Raw genomic sequence first — 24149 nt, forward strand, 5'->3', positions numbered from 1 at the left:
TTTGTATTTGGATTTACTTTTTAGTTTTACGACGTTTGTCAAAAGTATCATTTAAACATGTTTGCATTTGTTCAAAATGACTCGGATCTTCTGATTTGGCTGCTTCACGCAGCATAATCGAGGTCGGATGTAGCAACTTCTGCGTCAAACGATATGCAAACTCTTGCATCACCCGTTCCGCCTGTTCTCCTTTCGCAATCCGTGCCAGCGCTAGATCTAATTCTTCTTGTCTTAACTGTTCACCTTGCTGACGGTAAGCATGAATGGTTTCACCTGCGAGATTAACCTTCTGCTGGGTCACCAACTCCGTTGCTAATTGGTTGACCATCACCTCTGCTTCAACCGCCGCCTGACGACGTTGAGCAAGGTTTTCATCAATCACCGACTGCAAATCATCTACGCCATATAAATAGACGCCATCCAAACTTTCCACTTTCGGATCGATATCACGCGGAACAGCCAAATCCACCATCAACATTTGTTGATAACGACGCTTTTTTAAAGCAGCTTTGACATCTGGATAATGAATCACTTGATGTAAACTACCGGTACAACTGGAAATGACATCTGCACGCGCTAAGTTATTGGCCAACTGATCAAATTCAATGATTTCAACATCTACACGATGAGCTATTTCTTGAGCCAAAGTTTCAGCCCGTTCACGTGTACGGTTACAAATGAGGATTTTTGCGACTCCCATTTCAGCCAAATGCTTCGCCACTAAGCTATTCATTTCGCCCGCAGCCACCACCATGACCGTCAACTTTTCAGGCTTACTAAACACTTGTAATGCCAGCTGAGCCACCGCGTAGCCCATCGATACAGCATGACTACCCACAGCCGTTTCAGAGCGGACGCGTTTCGCCGCATAGAAGGCATATTCAAAAATTCGGTTTAAATGAGGAGAAACAGTATGAGCAGTCTTCGCTAGAGATAGTGCAGATTTAACCTGCCCCAAAATTTGCGGTTCACCAAGCATGAGTGAATCTAAACCGCTTGCAACACGCATCAAGTGAGTCACAGCCTGCGCATTTTCATAACGGTATACATGATTCAACAATTGTTTAACATCTATGCCATTTGCTTGGGCGAGCCAGTTCAATACCATATCTGAGTTTTCAGACATAGCATACACTTCTGTTCTGTTACACGTAGACACCACCACCATTTCATTTAAGTCATGGTTTTGGCCTTGTTGCTCAAGCAGTTGCGTTAACTTTTCAGGGTTAAATGCAATTTGTTCACGCAACTCTACGGAGGCGGTTTGATGGTTGACACCCAATGCAAAGAAAGACATATCAGATCATCATTTCGCTAAATTTATGCTATTGTGCAATAACGGTGTCATAAAAAGCATACTTGGATCAAGAAAAATTGCGTCAAACACATTGCCGACTGAGCGGCGCGAGAATTAAGCAATATTCTACCACATTCTTACTCGTCGGTAGCATGGCATCTAGTGCTCATCTTAGAGCAGCTGGAGAATTTTCGCTATCTAATTATGATGCAATTCAACAAAGTATGATTGCCGAATTTGCACTAGCCTACCAAGATAATGCAACGGCATTGCATAATTATACGGTCCTTGCGATTAAAAGTAATTCCACCACCATTAAACAACGCGCTTTAAATATTGCCCTTGAACAAAATGACTTACGTGCCGCACTCGACATTGCGACGCATTGGGTGGTGCAAGAACCCACTGACGTTCCTGCATTATTCTATCTATCCCACATTGCACTGAAAGCGCATGAATATGAGCTTGCTGCTGAAACATTAGACAAAATTCTCAATATCGACGCAAATGCCGATTTGGAACAAATTTTTGCAGGAATTGCCCCAGAAGAACCTGAAGATCAAGAAGTCTTAATTCAAACCCTGCGTTCAAGTAAAGAGCGCAACAACCCCTCTATTTTAGCTCTGATTGCAGGTTTAGAAGCGCAAAATGAGCAGCTTGAACAAGCCCTGACCACCATTAACAAAGCCCTAAAAAAGCGCGGAAAAGTCACAGGCTACATCCTGATGAAAGCCAACTTACTCAGCGCACTCGGTCAAGAGGAAGAAACCCGTAATTGGTATGCGAAATCGAGTCGTAAACACCGCGACAATGTCGATATCCGTTTAGCCGAAGCCAAATATCTGATTAAAATTAATGCGTCGAATGAGGCCTTAACCAAGCTTGAGAGCCTGATTAAAAAATGGCCTGACCAAGAAGAAGCCTTGTTTATTGCGGGATTAACCAGTATTGATTTAAAGAAGTACGAAAAAGCGGAAAAATATCTGGTTGAACTACGTAATTCGGCCGAATATCAAAATGAAGCTTATTACTATCTCGCGGTGAATGCTGAACGAAAACAGCATTTTGAAACAGCCAAAGCCTACTATCGTCTGGTCGATGGTAGCTTGTATACCGTATCGCGTCGTAGCCTCATCAGTATCTATACCCTGCAAAACAAACCCAATGATGCCTTGCGCTTTTTAACCCAAGAACGGGTGAACTATCCACAACATGCAAGCTTTTTGTATCAGGCGCAAGCCGATATTTTAAAGCGCATGAATAATAAAGCCGCAGCCATGCGACTGTTAGATGAGGCAATTAAAAACTTACCGGATGATCCTGAACTGATCTATTCTGAAGTGCTAATGTTGGATCCACATACGGATAAAGACAAACTTGAAAAGTTGCTAAACCAACTGTTAAGTATTGAGCCCAATAGCCCAACCTACCTCAATGCTTATGCATACACTTTAGCCTTGCAAAACAGACGCTTAGATGATGCACGTAGATTTGTTGAACATGCTTTAGAATATGCCCCTGAACAAGCCTCCATCTTAGATACCTTAGGCTTTATTTGTTACTTACAAAATGACTTTAGCACGTCAGCCGAAGTTTTAGAAAAAGCCTATCTCATCAGTGGTAGTGTCAATATTGGGGTACGTTATGCACGATCAGTCTATATGCTCGGTGATCTGCAAAAATTCTCCACTGTGTTACAACAACTCAAACAAAAACACCCAAATGATCCTCAATTGGATCAACTCAATACTTTATTGTTACCCCAACAACTGAAAAAGAGCTCATAGTTTTTATGCGTATTTTCTCAAATCTGAGCTTAAGCTTACTTGCTGCAAGTAGCTTGGCACTAACAGGCTGTCAACAATTTACCAAACCACAGCTTGATCCAAACACCATACAAACCGAATCTGATCAACACTTTAGCTTACAAGGTAAAATTGGGGTGCGTACGCCTGAACAGACAGGCAGTGCTTTTTTCACATGGGTACAACAGCAACAAGAGTTTGATATTGAGCTCAGTGGAATTTTAGGCGTTGGTAAGACGCAAATTACCGGTCGTCCAGGTGAAGTTAGCCTGAATAGTGCTAAAACTGGCCTCATCCAAGCTGAAACTCCTGAAGAACTTTTAAAAACAGCAACTGGTTGGCAGGCGCCCATCACCCATTTAGTCAATTGGGTTCAAGCCAAACCGGCAACAGTTCAAGCACAAATCCAACGTGACAGTGCCAAACGAGCGGTACAGATCATTGAAGATGGTTGGAGCGTTGAGCTGAGCTATAATGAGCAAGCCCATATGCCAAATCGGTTGATTTTAAAACAAGCACTTGAAAATGGTGCAGAAAACCGTATTACAATGGTCATTCAAAACCGCTAGTTGATCTCGTTATGATCCGTGTCCCTGCCCCATCAAAGCTGAATTTGTTTTTACACATTACAGGTCGTCGTGAAAACGGCTACCACGAACTGCAAAGTATTTTCCAGTTGATCGATCTGTGTGATTGGTTGGAATTTGAGCTTCGTAAAGATCAAGAGATTCATATTGAAGGCTTAAACAGTGTCGATTTGAGTCAAAATTTGATTTATAAAGCGACGCAGATACTTAAACCGTATGCACAAACAGCTACCGGTTTATCCATTCGTCTTGAAAAAAATATTCCGATGGGTGCAGGCTTAGGTGGTGGTTCATCGGATGCCGCGACGACATTAATCGTGGTCAATCAACTGTGGCAATGCGGGCTAAATACTGAGCAACTAGCAGACTTGGGTGTTCAGTTAGGCGCAGACGTTCCCATCTTTATCCATGGTCGCAATGCATGGGCTGAAGGCATAGGTGAGCACTTAACATTCATAGACTTAGATCAAAAACAATACATTATGTTAAAACCTGATTGTTTTATCAGCACTCAATTGCTTTTTTCACAAAAAACATTGACAAGAAACACGAAGAGCTCTAAATTTTGCGCCTATCAGTTAAAGCCATCTGATTTTGGAAATAATTTTGAGCCTTTGGCAAGAAGTTTATATCCAGAGGTAGATGAAGCGATGCAATATCTCGACCAGTTCGGTGTTGCAAAACTTACAGGTACAGGTGCTTGTGTTTTTGCTGAAGTAACGAGTGATATGAACATTGATGATGTTCTTGCAAATGCACCATGTAAAGCTTACTTGGTCAACAGCTTGAATGAATCACCAATAAGACATTTCAACGTTACCTGATAGGGGTATCGCCAAGTGGTAAGGCACCGGTTTTTGATATCGGCATCCGTTGGTTCGAATCCAGCTACCCCTGCCATTTTATTTCACCTGTAGATGACTGTACTAGGGGTATCGCCAAGTGGTAAGGCACCGGTTTTTGATATCGGCATCCGTTGGTTCGAATCCAGCTACCCCTGCCATTTTACAGTAATCAAATTTAGGGGTATCGCCAAGTGGTAAGGCACCGGTTTTTGATATCGGCATCCGTTGGTTCGAATCCAGCTACCCCTGCCATTTTCCAAAAAAGACAGAACAACACTTTGCTGTTCTACTGTTAATTTACCTTGACAGAAAGACGCAAAAATATTAAAGTTCTGCCGCATTAGGGGTATCGCCAAGTGGTAAGGCACCGGTTTTTGATATCGGCATCCGTTGGTTCGAATCCAGCTACCCCTGCCATCTAATTCCTAAATTGCCAACCGCCAAGGGTGCTTCATGCCCAATCTTGTCGTTTTTAGTGGATCTGCACATCCACAATTCGCCCAAAAAGTCGTAAGCCACTTGCACATCCCTTTAGGTGCTGCATCTATTGGTCAATTTTCTGACGGTGAAATTGCTGTCGAAATTACTGAAAATGTTCGTGGTAAAGACGTATTTATCGTACAACCTACTTGTGCCCCAACGAATGATAACCTAATGGAAATCCTCGTTATGGCTGATGCTTTGCGTCGTGCAAGTGCTGGTCGTATTACCGCAGTGATTCCTTATTTCGGTTATGCGCGTCAAGACCGTCGTCCTCGTTCATCACGTGTTCCAATTACTGCAAAAGTTGTCGCAGATATGCTGACAACTGTAGGAATTGACCGTGTGGTAATGATCGACCTTCACGCTGACCAAATCCAAGGTTTCTTCGATATCCCTGTAGACAACATCTACGGTACACCAGCGCTTTTAGCTGACCTTCGTCAACAGTCACATGATAACCTCATGGTGGTTTCTCCTGACGTTGGCGGTGTCGTTCGTGCACGTGCTGTTGCTAAGCAAATGGGCGATATTGACCTTGCTATCATCGACAAACGTCGTCAGAAGGCAAACGAATCACAAGTCATGCACTTGATTGGTGATGTTAAAGGCCGTGACTGCGTCATCGTAGATGACATGGTGGATACTGCAGGTACGTTATGTAAAGCTGCTGATGCATTGAAAACATTTGGTGCGCGCAAAGTGGTTGCTTATGCAACTCACCCTGTTTTATCAGGTAAAGCTATCGAAAACTTGAAAAACTCTGTGATTGATGAATTGGTTGTTACAGACACCATTCCTCTTTCTGAAGAAGCTCAAGCTCTTGGTAAGATTCGCCAAGTTTCAGTTGCGAGTATGGTTGCTGAAACAATTCGTCGTATTAACAACGAAGAATCTATTAGCGCAATGTTTGATTCTTATCTATAATATAGCGCTGAATTTTAAAAGCCCTGCCCAGTGCAGGGCTTTGTCTCACTAGGTCGGTCGCAGATCTAGTTTATTTAAAACTTAAATTAAGGATGTCTATCATGGCAAACTTCGTATTAAACGCTCAAGCGCGTGAAGCAGCTAACCAAGGGAAAGGTGCGAGCCGCCGCCTTCGTCACGCTGCTCAAGTTCCAGCTATCATCTACGGTGGTACTGCTGAACCTGTAGCTGTTACTTTAGAACTTCGTGAGCTTGTTAAAGCTTTAGAAAACAACGCTTTCTTCGAAGAAGTTGTTGAAATCAAAGTTGGCGACAAAGTTGAAAGCGTTAAAATCAAAGCGTTACAACGTCACCCAGCTAAAAACACGCCTATGCACGCTGACTTCGTTCGCGCATAAGTGTTATTGGTGTAATTAGTGTCAAATATTTCACTGATTGTTGGTTTGGGCAACCCAGGTTCTGAGTATGCCCAAACCCGCCATAATGCAGGCTTTTGGTTTGTTGAACGCCTTGCAGAACAATATGGCATTACGCTTAAAAAAGACCCAAAATTCAATGGAATGAGTGGGCGTGGTAATATCGAAGGTCAAGACGTCCGTCTGCTATTACCCACAACCTTTATGAACCTTGTTGGTAAAAGTGTTGTTCCCTTCGCAAAATTCTACAATATTGCTCCAGAAGCAATACTGATTGCTCACGATGAACTGGATATGAACCCTGGTGTCATTCGCCTAAAAACAGGTGGTGGTCATGGTGGTCATAATGGTTTACGTGACATAGTCCCTCATATCGGTCCAAACTTCCATCGCTTACGCATTGGTATTGGTCACCCCGGTTCAAAAGAACGTGTTTCAGGACATGTCTTAAGCAAAGCACCAAGCAATGAACAAAATTTAATGGATGACGCAATCCATCACGCATTGGCTCGCACTAAAATGCTAGTGAATGGTGAGATTCAGCCTGCCATGAATCAAATCAATGCTTACAAACCAAACTGATAAGTCAAAAAAATGTTGAACCATGCTGCTTGCCATACTGTCATTTTAAAGGCAAAATGCGCTTGCCTGATTGCTTATCCAGCAAGTTCAGATTGATTCAACCATAAGATAACGATCTTAGGTCCACTCAGGAGACGCTAGCCATGCTATCTCGTTTATTAAAAGCAAAAATCCACCGTTGTGTTGTTACTCAAGCTGAACTTCATTATGAAGGTTCATGTGCAATCGATGGTCTTTTATTGGATTTAGCCGGTATCCGCGAATATGAAGAAATTCACATGTGGAACGTGACTAATGGTAAGCGTTTCAGTACCTATGCAATTCGTGGTGAAGAAGGTTCTGGCATCATTTCAGTCAATGGTGGTGCAGCACATCAGGCCGATGTAGGCGATTTAATGATTATTGCGACATTTGGTGATTTTACAGAAGCTGAAGCAAATGCACATAAACCACGTTTAGTTTATGCAAATCCAGACAATACTGTAAGTCACATGGCAAACTGTATTCCGGTACAAGTGGCTTAAGCCCAATAGATTAAAAAATCCGCTGCGTGCGGATTTTTTTATGAGCAGAATAATGCAATTGGATCAATTCTGAGTAGCACGAAACCCGCTCAACCAATCTCGTTTGCTCTCGCAGCCTAAATCTTGTAGCTGATCACCTTTCAATGCCGTGAGTATCGCATTGCCCTGCTCATCGACTTTAAACTCAGCATATTCTGCCTGCTGATAACAATCCGCTAAACCTTCTGCAAACAAAAAACTTCTCGACGCAGGATAAAGCCCGCTATAGCGATTATTCGGGTTTTGTAAAATCAGTCGAGCTGTACGAACATTTTTCGGCAACTCAAAATAGCTATGTATCACGCGCCTCTGTGAATCGAGTTCAACATAAGTGAGCACCGAAGATTTGTTCTTAATCACTTCATCAAAATAATGACCTGAAAAAATCTGATCTTCTTGATTGCTGTTGGCTTGGCTGGTACTTTCTGGACTCAAATGCTGAGGCGCAAAATAAAGTTGATAATTCAGCGCGATATAATCCCCCTGAATAATCGAACGCGGGTCTACAGGTTGCAAACGCACATACATGGTTTGACTATTGTTTAAGTGCCATTCATTTTTAAAAATTAAGCCTAAAAATACCGCGATGCTGAGTAATGCCAAAGCAAGAGGAATCATTCTCTTCATATGTCGAACTCCTCTTTTTGCTTAAATAGCATCAAGCTCAATGTCAGCAAGAGCAACATCAGACCTGACAAGAACATGCTTAAACTTTTAATTAGAAAGGTCACGTCAAGGGAATAATATAAAAACCCTAAAATTAAAGCGAAAATTGCCAGCGCAAATCCATAGATCACTTTATCTTGTGTTTTTAATGCCCATGAAATGATGGCCAAACAAATAAAAATATCGAAATAACCATAAAAAATCAGCCCTACTGCAAAAGCAGTCAAAATAAAATGCGCAAATAAATGAAACTGCTTTTGAATATGTAAAAAGACAAAAAGTACAAACCATAAAATCGGTAAGCCAAAAGCCAATATAGGAATGTGCTCAATTTTCGCTAATTCATATTTTCCAAATAAAGTATAAAAGCCCATGGAAAATAGAATAATCCCAAGCGATGCAAGCAATATACTGCGTTGATATTCAATTGGCTGTATGAATTTTATAGCCAAAATTCCCAGATAAAAAACATAATTCCAAAGTGCTAAATAAACAAAATTTTCAACAATATTACGCCAACTGAGATGTGCATTAATATCCCAAATATACGCCACACCTGCTGCATATAAACCCAAAATTTGAATAAAGACAAAGAACCAATGTGTTCGCATGAAATAAACAAGTGCTAGCATCGCCAATTGTAACAATAGAATAGGAAGAATTTGATTCATTAAATCAACGGTGTGAAAAATCACCGCAATTTGTCCTGCAACCCAGAGACAATAAGCAAATTGTCTTAAAAACAAACTTTGTTTGGCTTTTAACAGATAAGCCGCCAAAGCCACAAAGACAACACCCATAAGCAAAGAGAAATTCCCCCAAAAGGTCAGCATCAACGTTGCAAAGACGCTGCCGGCAATCCAAGCCCCCACAGCAAGGGGAATAGCATTGAACCGACTATGCGGAATAAATTTAATCAACATGTAAGTGATGAAAGCAAACCACGCAAAAATAATCAGTGCGATAAAAAATAATTCAAAAATTTCATTATGACCAAACCACTCCGTCACCGCCTTCACAATGATCAAGGTAAAGCTAATGCCCAAGCCCACGGCTGAAAGTGCACTACACAACTGATCTTTATTTTGATAATAGTAAGCCAGTGAAATGCCCAACAAGATAAAAGACACGATGAAATAAAGAATGCTTTTATCCACATAAAGATACATCGCCATATGCCAAATCGAGAGAATGGCAAACCACAGCAAGAATAAGTAACGGAGTTTCGAATAATATTTATTGCAGAAATAGAATTGAATCAGTGCAAATGCATGAATACTGATTAAGAAAAGATCTGGATATTGATCTCCCCAAAAGGTTTGGATAAAAAATAGAAACAATGCCAATTGGCTGGTAATACATAGAAGGAAAAACACACCGATATTCGGACGATATAACCACGGTAAAAGCAGCACAGACCAAAGTAGAAATAACAAATAGCTGTCAGCACCGGTTTGATAAATTTGACCAATCACAGCCAGACTTAAACCAATCATCAAACCACAGATATTATGTAAACATTGCACTAGAAAATCATGTTTTGTCAACCACAAGCTGCAAACTGCGCTGAGGAATAATAACAACTGAGGAATAGCCAGCTGAATATTCTGTGGCAACATAAACCAATTAGCAGCAACCAAATACAACATACTGACCGCGATGAGGGTAAAACCAAAAACTTGAAGATGCTTTATGAAGGATTCAGCACTCCAAGGGTAATCATATTGTTGAATTTTGATCAATCCCAATTCCTCACTCTTATTTTTATCTTCATTATTTAAAAGTATTCAGCCTATAAAAGCTCTGCCGATTCAAATTATGCACTTTTTCTTGGGCATTCATTTTTGAAACTTTATCCCCATACTAAGTGAAATCATGCAAAGAGATTGTTGATCTTTAGCAAAGCTATAGCAAAAATTGTTCTATGTATAAAACTGATCATTCTAAAACGCCCCCTGTTTTTCTAAATATTTAGCACTATAATAGAGTTACATCGCTTCAGGGCGGGGTGTAATTCCCCACCGGTGGTAAGTTCAGTTGAATCTTTAAAACTGAATCAGCCCACGAGCCAGCCAAGCAGAAATCATCTATTTGGCTCGCAGATTTGGTTCAATTCCAAAGCCGACGGTATAGTCCGGATGAAAGAAGACGACGTGACCAATAGAATCTCAGGTACAAACCTGTGAGGATTTATTGCTACGCCAATTTTTCAAAGTCCTGAAATGTTCAACCGTACTTCAATTTTACGCGAGCGTTTCAATGTCTAGTTTGATTCAACCCGAAATTTTCTTTTCAGCCCTTTCTCCAGCTGAACAACGTATCCAACAAGCTTTAGAAGATATCCGCCAAGGTAAACCTGTTTTGGTGATGGATGACTTTGACCGTGAAAACGAAGCCGACCTCATTGTGGCTGCCGAAACTCTCACTGTCGAAACGATGGCACGCATGATTCGTGATGGTTCTGGCATTGTCTGTTTATGTCTGACCGATGAACTGGCCGATCACTTAGATCTTATGCCTATGGTGTCAGATAACTCAAGTCAGTTTAAAACTGCATTCACGGTGACCATTGAAGCTGCAACTGGCGTGACCACAGGTGTGTCTGCGCAAGATCGTACCACCACAGTCAAAGCAATTAAAGATGGGGCTGTTGCCAGCGACTTAAACCGCCCTGGTCATGTATTCCCTCTTCGTGCACGCCAAGGCGGTGTGCTCACCCGTCGTGGTCATACCGAAGGAACGATTGATTTAGCTCGTTTAGCAGGCTTGAAGCCAGCAGGTGTCTTGTGTGAACTGACTAATGCCAATGGGACTATGGCCTCTGGCATTCAAGTGTTGGCATATGCGCAAACGCATCAGTTGACGGTGATCACCATTGAAGAATTGGTGCAATATCGCATTAAACACGGAGTCTAATTTTTAGGCTCCCGATTAAAAAGCCTCCATATTGGAGGCTTTTTGATGCAGTACCATCAGCATCAAACAAAGACAGTATAAATACCATAGAGCGCAATTGTGACCAATATCGCACCACAAACGCCTAACAACTTATTGTACAAAGCGGACTGCGATAATTTATTAAAACCCAAATAAACCAAAGACAATGTGCTGAAGTCTAGAATAATCCAGAGAATGGTCAATAGTACAAGGCTGACATCGACATCACTGGTTACCCCAATGAACTGTGGGAAAAATGAAGCAAAGAAAAAATATCCTTCGGATTTGAAATACCCACCAAGAAACCTTGCTTAAAGCCTCCCTGCACCGCCTTTAGTTGCACAGGTGATGTTTCTGTTTCTTGTGCAATGGCTTCTTTTAAAATTTGAAAGCCAAGATAAGCAATATATACGCAGCCTAAAATCTTAATCGCATTTAACCAATGCTCTGCAATGTTTAAAAATCCTTTTAAGATGAGCACAGATAGTACAATAAGAACCAAAGAGGCTAAATTCGTCCCAAAAATGGTTTTTAAGGCTTGTTTATACCCACCTTTTAGACCTGCACTGGCAACCAACAACATCACTGGGCCAGGTGTTGCAATCATGACCACCACAGCCGTACAGTACAACACCAGCTCAAATACATTCACCATCGAAAAAACCCTTTTCCCCAGTCACTCTCGCAAATAGCTTAGGTATGCGGAGTATTCTTTTTCTATATCAAACCAAGAGGACTTATTCGTCCTCTTCCATATGGATGAGATGTTGCCGAATTGCGTCAGCACGCAAAAAAGCCAAATCATAACTGGCTGTAGCAAGTGCAAGAACACGGCGCTCAAACTCTTGCCAAATCGGTTTCACTTGCTGCGCTTGAATGCCTAAACCACTTTCTTCGGTAAAGTTCTTATTTTTTTCACATACTTTTAACGCATGATAAAGCTTCCGCCCTTTTGATGCATCGGGACGTAAACGAACGCGTTTAGATAAAACAAAAGCTTCGACCTGCTGGATATCAGCAAAACGCAACATTGGCACTAAAATTTGATCTAGTTGTGCATCTAAGCGTTGCCAAACTGAACGATGCTGCTCCGAAGTGTAGGTATTCCACTGAATCACTTCATGATTAAAACGACGACAACCACGACACACAGAATCACCAAATACCGTTGAACAACGCCCTGCACATGGGGTCAAAGAGGCAATTCGACGATCTGTACTCAAAACATACTCCTGTTAATAAACGCACCAAAACAAAACGGATTTTGTCTTTGGCAACTGAATATACACGCTCCCCTACCACTTGAGAAGCCATTTAAAATGTTTACTTATCTCGCATCTTGATTCAATTCCATGTAAAATGTGCGCCTTAAAATTATCTATCAAAATACATTGGAGTACTCCATGAACGCTACTGTAGAACAGCTTGCACCTGTAGAACAGCAAGCGACGACTGGTTGGGTTGTTGCCGCACTTTATCAATTCAAAGAAGTTCAAGATCCTGCTGATCTGCAACAACGTCTTTTAGACTTGGTAAAAACCATCAACCTATGTGGTACTCTGATTGTAGCGGGCGAAGGCATTAATGGTACGGTTGCAGGCGACCGTGCCGCGATCGATATGATTCATCAATTCCTTCTGAAGGAAGGTTTTAAAGAAATGGAATACAAAGAGTCTGACAGTGCAGACAAACCATTTCGTAAAATGAAGATCAAACTTAAAAAAGAGATCGTGACTTTAGGCGTTGAAGTAAAGCCACGTGATTTAGTCGGTCACTACCTTGATCCGAAAGAGTGGAATGACCTGATTGCTCGTGATGACGTCATTTTGATCGATACTCGTAATGACTATGAATACAAAGCCGGAACATTTAAGGGCGCTATTGACCCTAAAACAGAAAGTTTCCGCGAATTTCCAGAGTACGTTAAGCAAAACCTTGAACAGCACAAAGATAAAAAAATTGCGATGTTCTGTACAGGTGGTATCCGTTGTGAAAAATCAACCTCCCTTCTTCTTCAAGAAGGTTTCAACGAGGTTTATCACTTAAAAGGCGGCATCTTAAAATACTTAGAAGAAACCCCTGCTGAACAAAGCATGTGGGAAGGCGAATGTTTCGTTTTTGATGGTCGTACTGCGGTCACTCATGGTGTTGAAGAAGGCCTTAACATTAAGTGTCATGCTTGTGGTTGGCCACTTCTTCCTGCTGAAGCAGAAGAAGCTAGCTATGAACATGGTGTGTCATGCAAATACTGTATCGACAAAACCACAGAAAAACAAAAAGAAGGCTTCCGTATGCGCCAGTCGCAGATTGCTGCGGCTAAACGTAAACGCCTTTAAAATCATTCAGATGATTTAGTTCAAGAATAAGCCCTCATTTGAGGGCTTATTTTTTTATCCAGTTCGCGTTTTTTAAAAATATTTAACAATTTTGTCACAACATTGAACTCAATCTGAGTCATACTGTATAAATAATAAGCTAAAGTGGTGTCCTGTAGGTCTCCACATAACAATAAAAATGACATGCCTAAACGACGAAAATAGGATGATTGCCATGCATAAAATAATCATGCCCCGCCATCGCACATTGATTCGCAATGCCGCAGCAAACCGTATCGAGCAATATCACAATACCAGCTTCAACGAAATCAAAAGCAAGCTTGAACAACGCACGCATTTGTTTATTGTGGTTTTGGGCATGTTGATTGGTTCAAGTATCGCGCTCGGCATTGGTTACCATTTAAGCTCAAATCTCTTAAATTATACGTTGCTCAGTTTAATCCCGATTGCGTTGGCCTATAGCTTACGTAAAGTCTATATTCACACCCTGACCCACACTCGTTTCGACGAATAGAAAACAATACATTTCAATTCTTTACCCACATGCGATAAGTCCTTAAGATAACTTATCGCATTTATTTTTATGGTCTATATGAACCTCAGTGCATGGATCATCTCCGTCATGGAACAACTGGGTTATTGGGGAATAGCCTTACTGATGTTTCTTGATAATGTTTTTCCGCCTATTCCTTCTGAAATTATTATGCCTTCTGCAGGTTATGCCGCATCACAAGGTGAGTTGGTGTTAGTTGGGGTGATTATTGCAGGATGTATTGGTTCACTCTTTGCCGCGGCAGTGCTGTATTGGATCGGCTATCAATTTAAACAAGAGTACATTTTCAGATGGGTCGACCGCTATGGTAAATATCTATTTATCAAATCCGCCGATGTGAAAAAATCCTTAGATTGGTTTGAGCAGTATGGTCACCGTATTGTATTTTTTGGTCGCATGATTCCTGCAGTGCGTTCACTGATTAGTATCCCTGCGGGGATGAGCCGTATGCCCTTTTGGAAGTTCATGTTTTATAGTGGACTCGGTACAATTATCTGGACAACATTTTTAGCAACAGTCGGCTATTACTTTGGTGAAAACCAAGCACTGATGCATCAAATTTTTAGCAAAGTCGGTTATGTCATTATTGCCATTGTCGCTGTGATTATCCTTTGGTTTTTTTATCGCAGGCATTTGCGTAAAACACGCAGCTAATTTATTTATTTTGGGGAAATACATGAAACACTATTTACTGCATTTTGCGGCGGTATATAGCATTGCTTTGGTGCTGTTAATCACTGTACTGGTCTTTGGTCTAAACCTTGGAGGTTTAACCTTAATTCCGACATTAGTGGCTTGTGCACTGATTAGTGTCGGACACTTTGTGAAAAAAGAACACCGTGTTCCAAACAATCATGAAAAAATTCAACTGGTTTGGGGTTCAAGTGCTGTCGCAATTATCATCGGTAGTTTCTTTGTACTGTTTTTAGTACTAATGAATCCCAATGCTGAAGCGATTATGAAATCCGTCGATAATGCTGGCATTGGACTCACCGCTGTCGTTATGCTGTGTATGGTCGCGATTCATGGCGCTATTTTTCATATTGCCTATGGTTGGTACGCAGACTATTGTTTTAAACAGTTGCCATAAAAAAAGCACCTCGTTTGAGGTGTTTTTTTATGCTTGATAGATAACGATCAAATGCCACACGTGATTAGTGCTTTTGAGCGGAAAGTGCCATTAACTTTGTTTGGCTGGCTCTCATTTCTTCAATCAACCAATCTTTAAAAATGACTTTATGCGGATCATCCTCAAAAGGAGATGCGGAAAGTAAATAATAAGCAGAGCCATCTTGCACAATCGGGCTAAGCATATCTAACATTTGAAAATCGAGCTCTTTTTCAACCATATAGGCTGAAACCACTGTTGCCCCTAACCCTGCTAAACATGCCTCTATACACAAATAAAAATGTTCCAATGCTACTTTTTGAAAATGCGTAAACTGCGCTTTATATGCATCTTTAAATTGTGTCCAAAGTTTAGGTCGCGGACTGGAAATAAACAGCTGTGAGGTCAGGGCTAAATGCTTGTGACGCGATACACCAACCATATGCTCATCCGCCATTTTTTCACTATAAATGGCCTTGCCCCACTCAAAATCATTACGCCTTAAGGCCAAGTCAATGTTTTGCACTTTAAAATCCGCTTCTCCACCAGCTGTTAACAAACTGATATCAATCTCAGGGTAACGTAGCTTAAATTGAACCAAGCGCGGAATCAGCCATTTCATGGCGATGGTCGGTTCACAGGATAAGATTAAGGCCTTCTTCTCATTCTTCTTTTCTTTTGCCATCTGTACAAGACATTGGTCAATCTAAGGAAAGACCTGCTCACAACAATCAAACAGTGTTAGGTGTTTAGTCCCGGCATTTGATGGATCGGATCAATTTTAAAAAGTTCAGGTTCATCTGTCCACTGTTTGCAGATGAATTCGTAGGGAGTCAGGCCCCTGAGTGTTTTGAGTCTGCGGCCGAAGTTGTATGCAGCAATAAAATCAGCAAGGTGAATGCATAGCTGAGTGTGATCGTCGTAATGGAACCGTTTGACAGTAGCTTCTTTAATCGTTCGGTTCATCCTCTCGACCTGTCCATTGGTCCATGGATGCTTAACCTTGGTAAGACGATGTTCAATGCCACATTCAGTACAAACCCGATCAAAGATGTGCTCAGAGGCGTAGCGATCACAGGTGCGGTTCGTGAACTGGATGCCGTTATCTGTTAGCACCGTATGGATTCTATAGGGCACAGCCTTAACCAGATTGCGCATGAACTCCGCGGCTGCCATCTTACTGGCTTTAGTATGCAATTCAGTGAACGCAAACTTGGAAGTGCGATCAATGGCAACGAAGAGATAAAGCTTACCCTGTGCTGTTTGCATCTCAGCGATGTCGATATGAAAGTAACCAATGGGGTAGCTCTTGAAGCGCTTCCTGACAGGGCGATCACCTTGTACCTCAGGCAGTCGTGAAATACCATGCCGCTGTAAGCAGCGGTGTAACGACGAGCGTGTCAGATAAGGAATACTCGGCTGCAATGCATAAAGGCAATCGTCTAGCGGCAACAAAGTGCGTTTTCGAAAAGCAACAATTGCCGCCTCATCTTCAGGCGATAACACGCTTGAGCGAGGATTCTTTGGGCCGGTTGTAAGATCATCTACTGAAGTACGTTTCTTCCATTTTGCGACGGTCTTTTGATTGATGCCGTAACGCTTGGCTAGCGTTCTTAAGCTCTCTTGACTATTTTGTATTGCTCGACGCACTGCCTGTGTCGTTGTGGCGCTGCTGTGTAGAACTTGTCCCATAGTGCTTCCTTCCATTTATCTGAGAATATTGCACCATTAAAATCTGGGACTAAACACCTAGGCCATCACCCGTCAGCTGTAACTTTTTGCCGTCACGAATAAATAAACGACGCCCCAATGCCTCTTCTAAAATTTTTTAACTGCTTACTGACCGCCCCTTGAGTGACAAAGAGTTTTTCAGCAGCGATGGTGACACTGTCATAACGGGCGACATAATAAAAAAACTTAAGAGAATTCAGTGATAAGCGCTCAATCATTCCAAAAACTCATCGATAGGAAAGAATTAAAATCGATTTTCACTATAGCAAATATATGAAAAATATATAAATCCTTTTAATTCAACCTGAACAAGGATCAATGAGTGAATGAAATGATAGCGATTGCAGTTATCACCCTACTTGCAGTCATCAGTCCTGGTGCTGACTTCGCTTTGGTCAGCCGAAATAGTTATCTATATGGGCGTAAACAAGGGATCTATACCGCATATGGTATTGCTTGTGCTGTATGGATCCACATTAGCTATAGCGTACTGGGGCTCAGCTTCTTAAAGCACTACATTCCAAACCTATTGCATATCATTCAATATATTGGCGCACTGTATCTGATGTATATCGGGTACAAAACATTTACCCATCAGCAAATTAGTGACCATGCCACTCATACTTTACTGGATCCACATCAAGCATTTATACAAGGTTTTCTTGGCAACAGTTTGAATCCCAAAACTACACTATTTGTGATGAGCATCTTTGCACAGTTACTGCGAGGCAATCATGGTCTAATGCATTTAATTGGTTATGGCGTGTTTATCTCGGTCAGTCATCTGCTGTGGTTTTTGCTCATTTCACTATTCTGCTCTACCCCAGTGATCCGAAATAAAATTTTACGCAAACAAGTGAGTATTAACCGTGTCATCGGTACCGTACTCGCAACTTTAGGACTTTGCTTATTTCTCACAAATTAAGCATGAGTGGTACCTGCGTTTAAACACTAAAATTTGGGCATAAAAAAACGTCCTCTAGGGACGTTTTTTTATTTGCTTACTAATGCCTGCGTCGCTGATGTCACGACACAAGAACAATTATGCTGGCGTATGATACATGAGATAAAGTTCGTTTAAGTTCTCTGGAATTTCTTCTGCAAGCTCATCCATTAACTGACCGTTACGGCGGAAAGTTTCCATTTGCGGATCTTCTTCATCAATCCCACTAAATACCATAATTGGTAAAGTAAGATCGACCAGTTGCTCTTCAAACTCAGGCGTGAACCATGCATCTTCATTGAGGAACATTGCATCGACAAAACCAACGCTCCAATCCCCTAGACTTGACTCAACATCTGCCTCTTCAATTTCAAAAGGAAATTCAATCCCTTCTTCATTGGCAAGGTTTTGACGAATAGACTCAAGCCAAGCTTTCACTTGCGCGATGATCTCGGCAGGCACTTTCTTTTGATTATTATCAAAAAGTTCATCCAACCATTTTGCAAAAGTAGGACCAACTGCAATTGCACACAAGAAACCATGAGTCGCTGCAAAATCTAGACCATACTCATTTTGGTCACCATCTAGATATTCACTCAATAAGTCTAAATCTAAAGCACTCATTTCAAATCCAAATTCAGAAACTGATTAGGGCATTAGCATAGCATTTTCAGACACGATGCTACATCTGATTTTAGTCTTCTTCGTCGTCAAAATCGTCGTCATCGTCGATGTCGTAATCAAAATCTTTAAGCTCACGTTCCAAACGGCGCTGTGCAAGAAGGTCATCAATCAGGCGACGTTTTTCTAATGATTCTTTCGCACTAATTTTACTTGATGACTCATCAAAATTAACATCATCATCAGCGTAGTTATCATCTAGTTCAAAATCTGTAGAAGACACTAAAACTACCTCATAGTGAAAAAATGTGAAGGGTCTTAGCCGCTATTTATATGGGTTACAGAACCTTGTCAAGTTTTATTTGCATTTAGAGCAATTAATTTGATTTTTAGTCTTTATTTCTAACCAATTTTTATGGCATGATATAATCCACCCTGCGTCTTTGTAGTTTACGACTCTAAATGGTCAAATAAAATCCAAATTGTTCAGATTTCAAATTTGGGTTTTGAACTTGAGTACGCTAGGGATGAACTTGAAAACAACAAATTCACCCCCATCTAAATCACTGAATTTATATTTTTAATATTTTATCAGGCAGCTTTTGGCTGACTATCCCTGATGGAATACGCAGTTATTTACAAATAAGTTTATGAAGCGAATTGTGCCCAGATGCACAATTTTCCACTGCCACAGATTCAACGAAGAGTAAGCAAAGATGAGCGATATGACTTCCCCTACTTCACAAGTAGCGGCTCTGATTAGCCGAGGCAAAGAGCAAGGTTACCTAACTTACGCTGAGGTTAACGATCATCTCCCAGACTCGATCACTGAAAGCGAACAGATTGAAGACATTATTCAAATGCTTCAAGACGTCGGTATTCCTGTGCACGAACGTGCGCCTGAATCTGATGATGCAATGTTTGAAGGTGGTAATGAAGCTGCCGATGAAGTTGCTGAAGAAGAAGCCGCTGCTGTTCTTGCCTCTGTAGAAAATGAGCCTGGTCGTACCACTGACCCTGTCCGCATGTATATGCGTGAAATGGGTACTGTTGAACTGTTGACGCGCGAAGGCGAAATCAGTATTGCAAAACGTATTGAAGAAGGGATTCGTGACGTTCTTCACTCGATTGCTTACTGGCCAAATGCGGTTGAAGTGGTATTACAAGAATACAAAGATTATGAAGCGGGCGAACGTCGTCTTGCAGACATCCTTTCAGGTTATTTAGACCCTGAAACTGATGAAGCGATTCCAGAAGTCCTTGAAGAAGAGTCTGAAATTGATGAAGAAGATGATTCTTCAACCAAATCAACCAAAGACGTGAAATTGGATGATGACGAGGAAGAAGAAGAGTCTGAAAGTGATGATGATTCTGAAGGTGAATCTGGCCCAGATCCTGAAATTGCCAAAGCGCGTTTTGACGAACTGACTGCTGCTTGGAAAAACACCCGAACTATCATCGAAAAACATGGTCGTTCAAGCAAAGAAGCAGAAGATGCTTTAGAGTCACTTGCAACTGTGTTTATGATGTTCAAATTTACACCACGTTTATTTGACATCATTTCAGAAATGATTCGTGGTACACATGAACAAATCCGTACCTCTGAACGTGAAGTAATGCGCTATGCAGTACGTCGTGGTCGTATGGATCGTACTCAATTCCGTACCTCTTTCCCAGGTCAAGAGTCAAACTTTGCTTGGTTAGATGAACAAATTGCGAAAGCTTCACCAGACCAAAAAGGCTATCTTGAAAAAGTACGCCCTGACGTTTTAGCGTTCCAACAAAAAATTGCAGACATCGAAAAAGATTTGGGCCTTGATGTTAAAGGCATCAAAGAGATTTCAAAACGTATGGCTGTAGGCGAAGCGAAAGCACGCCGCGCGAAAAAAGAAATGGTTGAAGCGAACTTACGTTTGGTCATTTCGATTGCGAAAAAATACACCAACCGTGGCTTACAATTCTTGGACTTGATCCAAGAAGGTAACATTGGTTTGATGAAAGCGGTAGACAAGTTTGAATACCGTCGTGGTTATAAGTTCTCGACTTATGCAACGTGGTGGATTCGTCAGGCCATTACTCGTTCGATTGCCGACCAAGCACGTACCATTCGTATTCCAGTACACATGATCGAAACCATTAACAAGATCAACCGTGTATCACGCCAACTTCTGCAAGAAATGGGCCGTGAACCAACACCTGAAGAACTCGGTGAACGTTTGGAAATGGACGAAGTCAAAGTGCGTAAAGTGCTGAAAATCGCTAAAGAACCAATTTCGATGGAAACACCGATTGGCGATGATGAAGATTCGCATTTGGGTGACTTCATTGAAGACAGCAACATCACTTCACCTGTCGATGCTGCAACGTCTGAAGGCTTAAAAGAAGCAACTCGTGAAGTGCTTGAAAACTTGACTGAACGTGAAGCGAAAGTCTTGAAAATGCGTTTTGGTATCGACATGCCAACGGACCATACTTTGGAAGAAGTAGGTAAACAGTTTGACGTGACGCGCGAACGTATTCGTCAGATTGAAGCGAAAGCACTACGTAAATTACGTCACCCTTCTCGTTCTGAACACTTACGTTCATTCCTAGAAAACGACTAATTGATACCGATACATTGGAGACTTGAAATTTAATCTCGAGTCTCCATTAAGTATTTAAGAGCAACACCTAACGCCTGCAGTTTCGCAGGCGTTTGAAATAAGGGGGACTGACGCTCATGACTATGTTAGACCGTACACCATCACGTGAATTACAAGAACATCTTTGGGTATTCCCTATGGACTACCCGATCAAACTCATTGGCTTTGCCAGCACTGAGTTACATGTTGCAGTGGTTGAAATTTTAGTCAAACATTTCCCTGAGTTTGATGGTGAATCGATCCAAGTCCAGCCATCACGCACAGGTAAATACCATTCTTTAACTGCTCAATTGCGTTTTGAAGAATTAGAACAAGTTCATCAACTGTATGCAGACCTTGCGGCTTGTCCGTTAATTAAAACGGCGCTGTAATTCAAATGATGTATCAATGAGACACGCTTACGAGCGTGTTTTTTTGTGCCTAAATTTTTGATCTATTGAATTCAGCTTATTCACTGAAGAAATCCCCCTACGCTCTAGATCTTTTCTTTATAATTTCAGACATACTTTTTGTTTTATAAGGACGCAAGTGCCGTGTCAGATGCCGTTCTCAAACCACAACTCATTATTCGCCAGTTTGATAATTTAACTTCATATGCTGACCGCTTTGTAGAAATGAAAGCACTGACTGAACAACGAGATGCAGACACACCAGATGAACTTTGGATTTTGCAACATCATGACGTGCTCACCCAAGGTCAAGCTGGAAAACCTGAACACATCCTCATGAGCAGCAACATTCCCGTGGTACAAACGGATCGCGGGGGGCAAGTCACTTGGCATGGTCCTGGTCAGTTGGTTGCCTATTTTATGTTTGACCTCAACCGACTTGGTTGGAACGTCCGCACCTTGGTGTCTTATGCTGAAAACCTAATGATTGAGTTACTCAAAAAATATGAGATTGAAGCCTATGCCAAACCTGATGCACCCGGCGTGTATGTCGATGGACGCAAGATTGGCTCATTGGGTTTTAAAATTCGTAAAGGCCGCAGTTATCACGGTTTGTCCTTAAATATTGATTGTGACTTATTTGGGTTTCACACCATTAATCCATGCGGCTATGCGGGCTTAGAAATGGTGCGTATCTCAGACCTCAAACCAGACTACCCGCACTTTGAAAACTTATGTGCCGACATTATTGAAACTTTACAGCACAGCGGTTACTTTAAAGAAGTTCAAGTACAGCATATATAAAGGCTTTGCTTTTCATGGAAAAATAAATTAGAGTATTTACTCTAAACTAATAATTATTTTTAGAAAGGACAACAGCGAGTGATTAACGTAAATTCAGTGAAACCCGCTCTGCAATTGACCTATGTCAAACTTATGATGGATGTGATTGGCCGAGGATTGGTCATGGCCAGCCAAGTCGATAGTGAAATTCAGCAAGAAGTTGCAAAATTTCCAGCCAATTTCACCTTATCGATGAATGTTTTTCCAAACGGCCCGGCTTTTTTAGCCAAAGTGACCGAAAACCATCAACTCGAATTACTTACTCCAGGAAGTTTAAAGGCAGATTTAACCATCACTTTTAAACATTTAAGCCATGCCTTTTTGGTGTTTTCATTTCAAGAAAGTACAGCGCAAGCTTTTGCACACGACCGTATGATTGCAGATGGAGATATTTCTTATGCGATTCGCCTCGTCCGCTGTCTGAATAAAATGGAATCTTTGATTTTACCGAAAATGGTCGCTGAACTTGCCGTCAAAGAATACCCAACTGAATTGGGCTTAAAAGAAAAACTCACTGGTGCTGCAAATATTTATCTCAAAGTAGCCCAATCATATTTAAAACGGAGTGCATAACATGGCGAAGCCTTATTACGAATTTTTCTGTCCTGTAAAAGTGATCGCTGGTCATGCTGCTTTAGAACACATTCCGTTTGAACTGGCAACATTAGGCGCAACCCGACCTTTAATCATTACCGACAAAGGTGTTCGTGCCAACAATTTACTTACACCCATTGAAGCGGCTTTTGAGTCTACCGATGCGGTGATTGGTGCAATTTTTGATGATGTTCCACCCGATTCAAGCTTAGAGACAGTACGTAAAGCGGCCAATTTATATCGTGAACACCAGTGCGATGCGATTATTGCTGTCGGTGGCGGATCGGTGATTGATACCTCGAAAGCCACTAATATTTTGGTATCTGAAGGTGGTGATGACTTACTCAAATACTCTGGGGCACACAACCTACCTAAACCACTCAAACCCTTTTTTGTGATCCCAACCACATCAGGTACAGGGTCTGAAGTCACCATGGTTGCGGTGGTGTCTGATCCAGAGAAAAATGTCAAACTGCCTTTCGCATCGTACTATTTAATGCCGCATGCTGCGATTCTCGATCCACGCATGACCCAAACCCTGCCACCGCACTTAACCGCGATGACCGCAATGGATGCCATGACCCATGCCGTCGAAGCCTATACATGCATGGCACACAATCCGATTTCAGATGCCTATGCTACAGCTGCAATTAAGAAAGTCAGCAATCACTTGTTTAATGTGCTGGATAATCCAAGCGATGCCAACGGCCGCTTAGAATTGGCTCAAGCTTCGACCATGGCTGGCATTGCATTTTCAAACTCGATGGTGGGCCTTGTACACTCACTTGGACATGCCTTAGGTGCAGTGGCACACTTGCCGCATGGACTATGCATGAACCTGTTCCTCCCTTATGTGCTTGAATTTAACAAGGAAGTGAATGGTGACAAGATTGCAGAGCTCCTGTTACCGCTTGCAGGGCCAGACATTTATGCGCAGACTCCTGCCCACTTACGTGCAGACAAAGCCATCAGCACATTACTCACCATGCGTGATCGCTTATTTACCCTAACCAAGTTACCCCGTACCTTGAGTGAAACAGGAAAAGTAACCTTAGAACAACTGGATGAGGTCGCAGAAAAGGCCCTCAACGATGGTTCGATCATTTATAATCCGAAAGAAGCCAGCTTAAAAGATTTAAAAGCAATTTTAGAAAAAGCTTGGTAATTCATAAAAAATCAGCCAATATAGCGACAATCTTAGCCTGATGCTTTTTTAAACATCGGGCTTTTATTTGCCATAAGGAATAATACTTTCCTTATACCTATTGGCATAAAAACTGCTAA

The 24149-nt window shown here is 41.6% G+C and carries 25 protein-coding genes, 4 tRNA genes, 3 pseudogenes and 1 riboswitch; of the genes and pseudogenes, 22 read left to right on the forward strand and 10 right to left on the reverse strand.

The genetic code is table 11. The features are described 5' to 3' along the window. Positions 1-13: 13 nt before the first annotated feature. Complete coding sequence (gene hemA, locus AC4CVD_RS12695; RefSeq protein ID WP_490753238.1) at positions 14-1297, reverse strand: glutamyl-tRNA reductase; 1284 nt, start codon at positions 1295-1297, stop codon at positions 14-16. A 77-nt stretch (positions 1298-1374) separates the two neighbouring features. Between hemA and AC4CVD_RS12700 the strand changes: the two genes are divergently transcribed. From AC4CVD_RS12700 to panD, 11 genes are all read left to right on the forward strand, one after another. Next, entirely contained in the window at positions 1375-3084 is a 1710-nt protein-coding gene (locus AC4CVD_RS12700; protein WP_490753239.1) for a tetratricopeptide repeat protein, read from the forward strand. A 5-nt stretch (positions 3085-3089) separates the two neighbouring features. Next, on the forward strand, positions 3090-3671 hold the full coding sequence (lolB, locus tag AC4CVD_RS12705) for a lipoprotein insertase outer membrane protein LolB (protein ID WP_004695517.1): 582 nt from the start codon (positions 3090-3092) through the stop codon (positions 3669-3671). A gap of 11 nt (positions 3672-3682) precedes the next feature. After that, positions 3683-4513: a 4-(cytidine 5'-diphospho)-2-C-methyl-D-erythritol kinase gene (gene ispE, locus AC4CVD_RS12710; RefSeq protein WP_490753240.1), complete on the forward strand. Its 831-nt coding sequence runs from the start codon at positions 3683-3685 to the stop codon at positions 4511-4513. 1 nt (position 4514) lies between these two features. Beyond that, positions 4515-4589: transfer RNA gene (locus AC4CVD_RS12715), tRNA-Gln, on the forward strand. A gap of 28 nt (positions 4590-4617) precedes the next feature. Beyond that, positions 4618-4692, forward strand: a tRNA-Gln gene (locus tag AC4CVD_RS12720). Between the two features lie 19 nt (positions 4693-4711). After that, a tRNA-Gln gene (locus tag AC4CVD_RS12725) sits at positions 4712-4786 on the forward strand. A gap of 90 nt (positions 4787-4876) precedes the next feature. Continuing rightward, a tRNA-Gln gene (locus AC4CVD_RS12730) sits at positions 4877-4951 on the forward strand. A 36-nt stretch (positions 4952-4987) separates the two neighbouring features. Further along, the gene (locus tag AC4CVD_RS12735) at positions 4988-5941 is read left to right on the forward strand and encodes a ribose-phosphate pyrophosphokinase (RefSeq protein ID WP_004695513.1); all 954 of its coding nucleotides are present in this window, start codon (positions 4988-4990) and stop codon (positions 5939-5941) included. A gap of 101 nt (positions 5942-6042) precedes the next feature. After that, a complete protein-coding gene (gene rplY / locus AC4CVD_RS12740) occupies positions 6043-6339 on the forward strand; it encodes a 50S ribosomal protein L25 (RefSeq protein WP_078389139.1) in 297 nt (98 codons plus the stop codon). Positions 6340-6357: 18 nt separating this feature from the next. Beyond that, positions 6358-6939: an aminoacyl-tRNA hydrolase gene (gene pth / locus AC4CVD_RS12745; RefSeq protein ID WP_004695508.1), complete on the forward strand. Its 582-nt coding sequence runs from the start codon at positions 6358-6360 to the stop codon at positions 6937-6939. Between the two features lie 143 nt (positions 6940-7082). Further along, positions 7083-7463 carry an aspartate 1-decarboxylase gene (gene panD, locus AC4CVD_RS12750; protein ID WP_004695506.1) on the forward strand — a complete coding sequence of 127 codons (381 nt, stop codon included), beginning with the start codon at positions 7083-7085 and terminating at the stop codon, positions 7461-7463. A gap of 63 nt (positions 7464-7526) precedes the next feature. On the opposite strand, the gene AC4CVD_RS12755 is transcribed toward panD, so the two are convergent. Both AC4CVD_RS12755 and AC4CVD_RS12760 read right to left on the reverse strand, forming a co-directional pair. Next, positions 7527-8129 carry a GDYXXLXY domain-containing protein gene (locus AC4CVD_RS12755; protein WP_490753241.1) on the reverse strand — a complete coding sequence of 201 codons (603 nt, stop codon included), beginning with the start codon at positions 8127-8129 and terminating at the stop codon, positions 7527-7529. Then, a complete protein-coding gene (locus tag AC4CVD_RS12760) occupies positions 8126-9910 on the reverse strand; it encodes a DUF2157 domain-containing protein (protein ID WP_490753242.1) in 1785 nt (594 codons plus the stop codon). Before AC4CVD_RS12760 ends, AC4CVD_RS12755 begins: the two co-directional genes overlap by 4 nt. Positions 9911-10159: 249 nt before the next feature. Next, positions 10160-10322, forward strand: a riboswitch (FMN riboswitch). Positions 10323-10427: 105 nt separating this feature from the next. On the opposite strand from AC4CVD_RS12760, the gene ribB reads away from it, so the two are divergent. Beyond that, positions 10428-11084 (forward strand): 3,4-dihydroxy-2-butanone-4-phosphate synthase, encoded by a 657-nt coding sequence (ribB, locus tag AC4CVD_RS12765; RefSeq protein ID WP_490753243.1) that lies wholly within the window; start codon positions 10428-10430, stop codon positions 11082-11084. 62 nt (positions 11085-11146) lie between these two features. Here ribB and AC4CVD_RS12770 read toward each other — a convergent pair. Then, positions 11147-11760: pseudogene (locus AC4CVD_RS12770) on the reverse strand (LysE family translocator). Positions 11761-11842: 82 nt separating this feature from the next. Further along, positions 11843-12328, reverse strand: a complete 486-nt coding sequence (locus AC4CVD_RS12775; protein WP_490753244.1) for a DUF1289 domain-containing protein — start codon at positions 12326-12328, stop codon at positions 11843-11845. Between the two features lie 180 nt (positions 12329-12508). On the opposite strand from AC4CVD_RS12775, the gene trhO reads away from it, so the two are divergent. The 4 genes from trhO (at position 12509) to AC4CVD_RS12795 (ending at position 15084) form a co-directional block, all read left to right on the forward strand. Next, positions 12509-13441 carry an oxygen-dependent tRNA uridine(34) hydroxylase TrhO gene (gene trhO, locus AC4CVD_RS12780; protein ID WP_490753245.1) on the forward strand — a complete coding sequence of 311 codons (933 nt, stop codon included), beginning with the start codon at positions 12509-12511 and terminating at the stop codon, positions 13439-13441. 214 nt (positions 13442-13655) lie between these two features. Then, complete coding sequence (locus tag AC4CVD_RS12785; protein ID WP_004695491.1) at positions 13656-13955, forward strand: hypothetical protein; 300 nt, start codon at positions 13656-13658, stop codon at positions 13953-13955. A gap of 78 nt (positions 13956-14033) precedes the next feature. After that, on the forward strand, positions 14034-14648 hold the full coding sequence (locus AC4CVD_RS12790) for a DedA family protein (RefSeq protein ID WP_490753521.1): 615 nt from the start codon (positions 14034-14036) through the stop codon (positions 14646-14648). Between the two features lie 22 nt (positions 14649-14670). Further along, entirely contained in the window at positions 14671-15084 is a 414-nt protein-coding gene (locus AC4CVD_RS12795) for an ABZJ_00895 family protein (RefSeq protein ID WP_333641536.1), read from the forward strand. A gap of 64 nt (positions 15085-15148) precedes the next feature. Here the strand turns inward: AC4CVD_RS12795 and AC4CVD_RS12800 are convergent. From AC4CVD_RS12800 to AC4CVD_RS12810, 3 genes and pseudogenes are all read right to left on the reverse strand, one after another. Continuing rightward, positions 15149-15847 (reverse strand): annotated as a pseudogene (locus tag AC4CVD_RS12800) (LysR substrate-binding domain-containing protein); the annotation flags it as partial. Further along, on the reverse strand, positions 15844-16794 hold the full coding sequence (locus AC4CVD_RS12805; protein WP_006582413.1) for an IS481 family transposase: 951 nt from the start codon (positions 16792-16794) through the stop codon (positions 15844-15846). The gene AC4CVD_RS12805 and the pseudogene AC4CVD_RS12800, both read right to left, overlap by 4 nt. Positions 16795-16855: 61 nt before the next feature. Next, positions 16856-17051: pseudogene (locus tag AC4CVD_RS12810) on the reverse strand (LysR family transcriptional regulator); the annotation flags it as partial. Positions 17052-17155: 104 nt separating this feature from the next. Here AC4CVD_RS12810 and AC4CVD_RS12815 point away from each other — a divergent pair. Next, positions 17156-17758, forward strand: coding sequence for a LysE family translocator (locus tag AC4CVD_RS12815; RefSeq protein WP_490753246.1), 603 nt, complete (start codon positions 17156-17158; stop codon positions 17756-17758). A 117-nt stretch (positions 17759-17875) separates the two neighbouring features. Here the strand turns inward: AC4CVD_RS12815 and AC4CVD_RS12820 are convergent, their stop codons facing one another. Both AC4CVD_RS12820 and AC4CVD_RS12825 read right to left on the reverse strand, forming a co-directional pair. Beyond that, positions 17876-18400, reverse strand: a complete 525-nt coding sequence (locus tag AC4CVD_RS12820) for a YecA/YgfB family protein (protein WP_004695482.1) — start codon at positions 18398-18400, stop codon at positions 17876-17878. Between the two features lie 70 nt (positions 18401-18470). After that, the gene (locus tag AC4CVD_RS12825; protein WP_004982817.1) at positions 18471-18680 is read right to left on the reverse strand and encodes a PA3496 family putative envelope integrity protein; all 210 of its coding nucleotides are present in this window, start codon (positions 18678-18680) and stop codon (positions 18471-18473) included. 433 nt (positions 18681-19113) lie between these two features. Here AC4CVD_RS12825 and rpoD point away from each other — a divergent pair, with 433 nt between their 5' ends. From rpoD to AC4CVD_RS12850, 5 genes are all read left to right on the forward strand, one after another. After that, positions 19114-21000, forward strand: a complete 1887-nt coding sequence (gene rpoD / locus AC4CVD_RS12830; RefSeq protein WP_062033953.1) for an RNA polymerase sigma factor RpoD — start codon at positions 19114-19116, stop codon at positions 20998-21000. Positions 21001-21122: 122 nt separating this feature from the next. Next, positions 21123-21410: a YbeD family protein gene (locus AC4CVD_RS12835; protein WP_010327321.1), complete on the forward strand. Its 288-nt coding sequence runs from the start codon at positions 21123-21125 to the stop codon at positions 21408-21410. Positions 21411-21572: 162 nt separating this feature from the next. Further along, positions 21573-22232 carry a lipoyl(octanoyl) transferase LipB gene (gene lipB / locus AC4CVD_RS12840; protein ID WP_010327322.1) on the forward strand — a complete coding sequence of 220 codons (660 nt, stop codon included), beginning with the start codon at positions 21573-21575 and terminating at the stop codon, positions 22230-22232. A gap of 132 nt (positions 22233-22364) precedes the next feature. Then, a complete protein-coding gene (locus AC4CVD_RS12845; RefSeq protein ID WP_216076700.1) occupies positions 22365-22844 on the forward strand; it encodes a hypothetical protein in 480 nt (159 codons plus the stop codon). A gap of 1 nt (position 22845) precedes the next feature. Beyond that, the gene (locus AC4CVD_RS12850; protein WP_490753247.1) at positions 22846-24030 is read left to right on the forward strand and encodes an iron-containing alcohol dehydrogenase; all 1185 of its coding nucleotides are present in this window, start codon (positions 22846-22848) and stop codon (positions 24028-24030) included. Positions 24031-24149 lie beyond the last annotated feature (119 nt).

It is taken from the genome of Acinetobacter sp. LipI_23, from assembly GCF_058243045.1.

Coding starts and splice junctions, on each gene's coding strand:
- AC4CVD_RS12845 (WP_216076700.1), top strand. CDS start 22,365: ATGATGGATGTGATTGGCCGAGGATTGGTCATGGCCAGCCAAGTCGAT.
- AC4CVD_RS12790 (WP_490753521.1), top strand. CDS start 14,034: ATGAACCTCAGTGCATGGATCATCTCCGTCATGGAACAACTGGGTTAT.
- AC4CVD_RS12755 (WP_490753241.1), bottom strand. CDS start 8,129: ATGAAGAGAATGATTCCTCTTGCTTTGGCATTACTCAGCATCGCGGTA.
- AC4CVD_RS12785 (WP_004695491.1), top strand. CDS start 13,656: ATGCATAAAATAATCATGCCCCGCCATCGCACATTGATTCGCAATGCC.
- AC4CVD_RS12850 (WP_490753247.1), top strand. CDS start 22,846: ATGGCGAAGCCTTATTACGAATTTTTCTGTCCTGTAAAAGTGATCGCT.
- AC4CVD_RS12735 (WP_004695513.1), top strand. CDS start 4,988: ATGCCCAATCTTGTCGTTTTTAGTGGATCTGCACATCCACAATTCGCC.
- ispE (WP_490753240.1), top strand. CDS start 3,683: ATGATCCGTGTCCCTGCCCCATCAAAGCTGAATTTGTTTTTACACATT.
- hemA (WP_490753238.1), bottom strand. CDS start 1,297: ATGTCTTTCTTTGCATTGGGTGTCAACCATCAAACCGCCTCCGTAGAG.
- rpoD (WP_062033953.1), top strand. CDS start 19,114: ATGAGCGATATGACTTCCCCTACTTCACAAGTAGCGGCTCTGATTAGC.
- AC4CVD_RS12805 (WP_006582413.1), bottom strand. CDS start 16,794: ATGGGACAAGTTCTACACAGCAGCGCCACAACGACACAGGCAGTGCGT.
- AC4CVD_RS12795 (WP_333641536.1), top strand. CDS start 14,671: ATGAAACACTATTTACTGCATTTTGCGGCGGTATATAGCATTGCTTTG.
- ribB (WP_490753243.1), top strand. CDS start 10,428: ATGTCTAGTTTGATTCAACCCGAAATTTTCTTTTCAGCCCTTTCTCCA.
- AC4CVD_RS12820 (WP_004695482.1), bottom strand. CDS start 18,400: ATGAGTGCTTTAGATTTAGACTTATTGAGTGAATATCTAGATGGTGAC.
- lolB (WP_004695517.1), top strand. CDS start 3,090: ATGCGTATTTTCTCAAATCTGAGCTTAAGCTTACTTGCTGCAAGTAGC.
- AC4CVD_RS12835 (WP_010327321.1), top strand. CDS start 21,123: ATGTTAGACCGTACACCATCACGTGAATTACAAGAACATCTTTGGGTA.
- panD (WP_004695506.1), top strand. CDS start 7,083: ATGCTATCTCGTTTATTAAAAGCAAAAATCCACCGTTGTGTTGTTACT.
- rplY (WP_078389139.1), top strand. CDS start 6,043: ATGGCAAACTTCGTATTAAACGCTCAAGCGCGTGAAGCAGCTAACCAA.
- trhO (WP_490753245.1), top strand. CDS start 12,509: ATGAACGCTACTGTAGAACAGCTTGCACCTGTAGAACAGCAAGCGACG.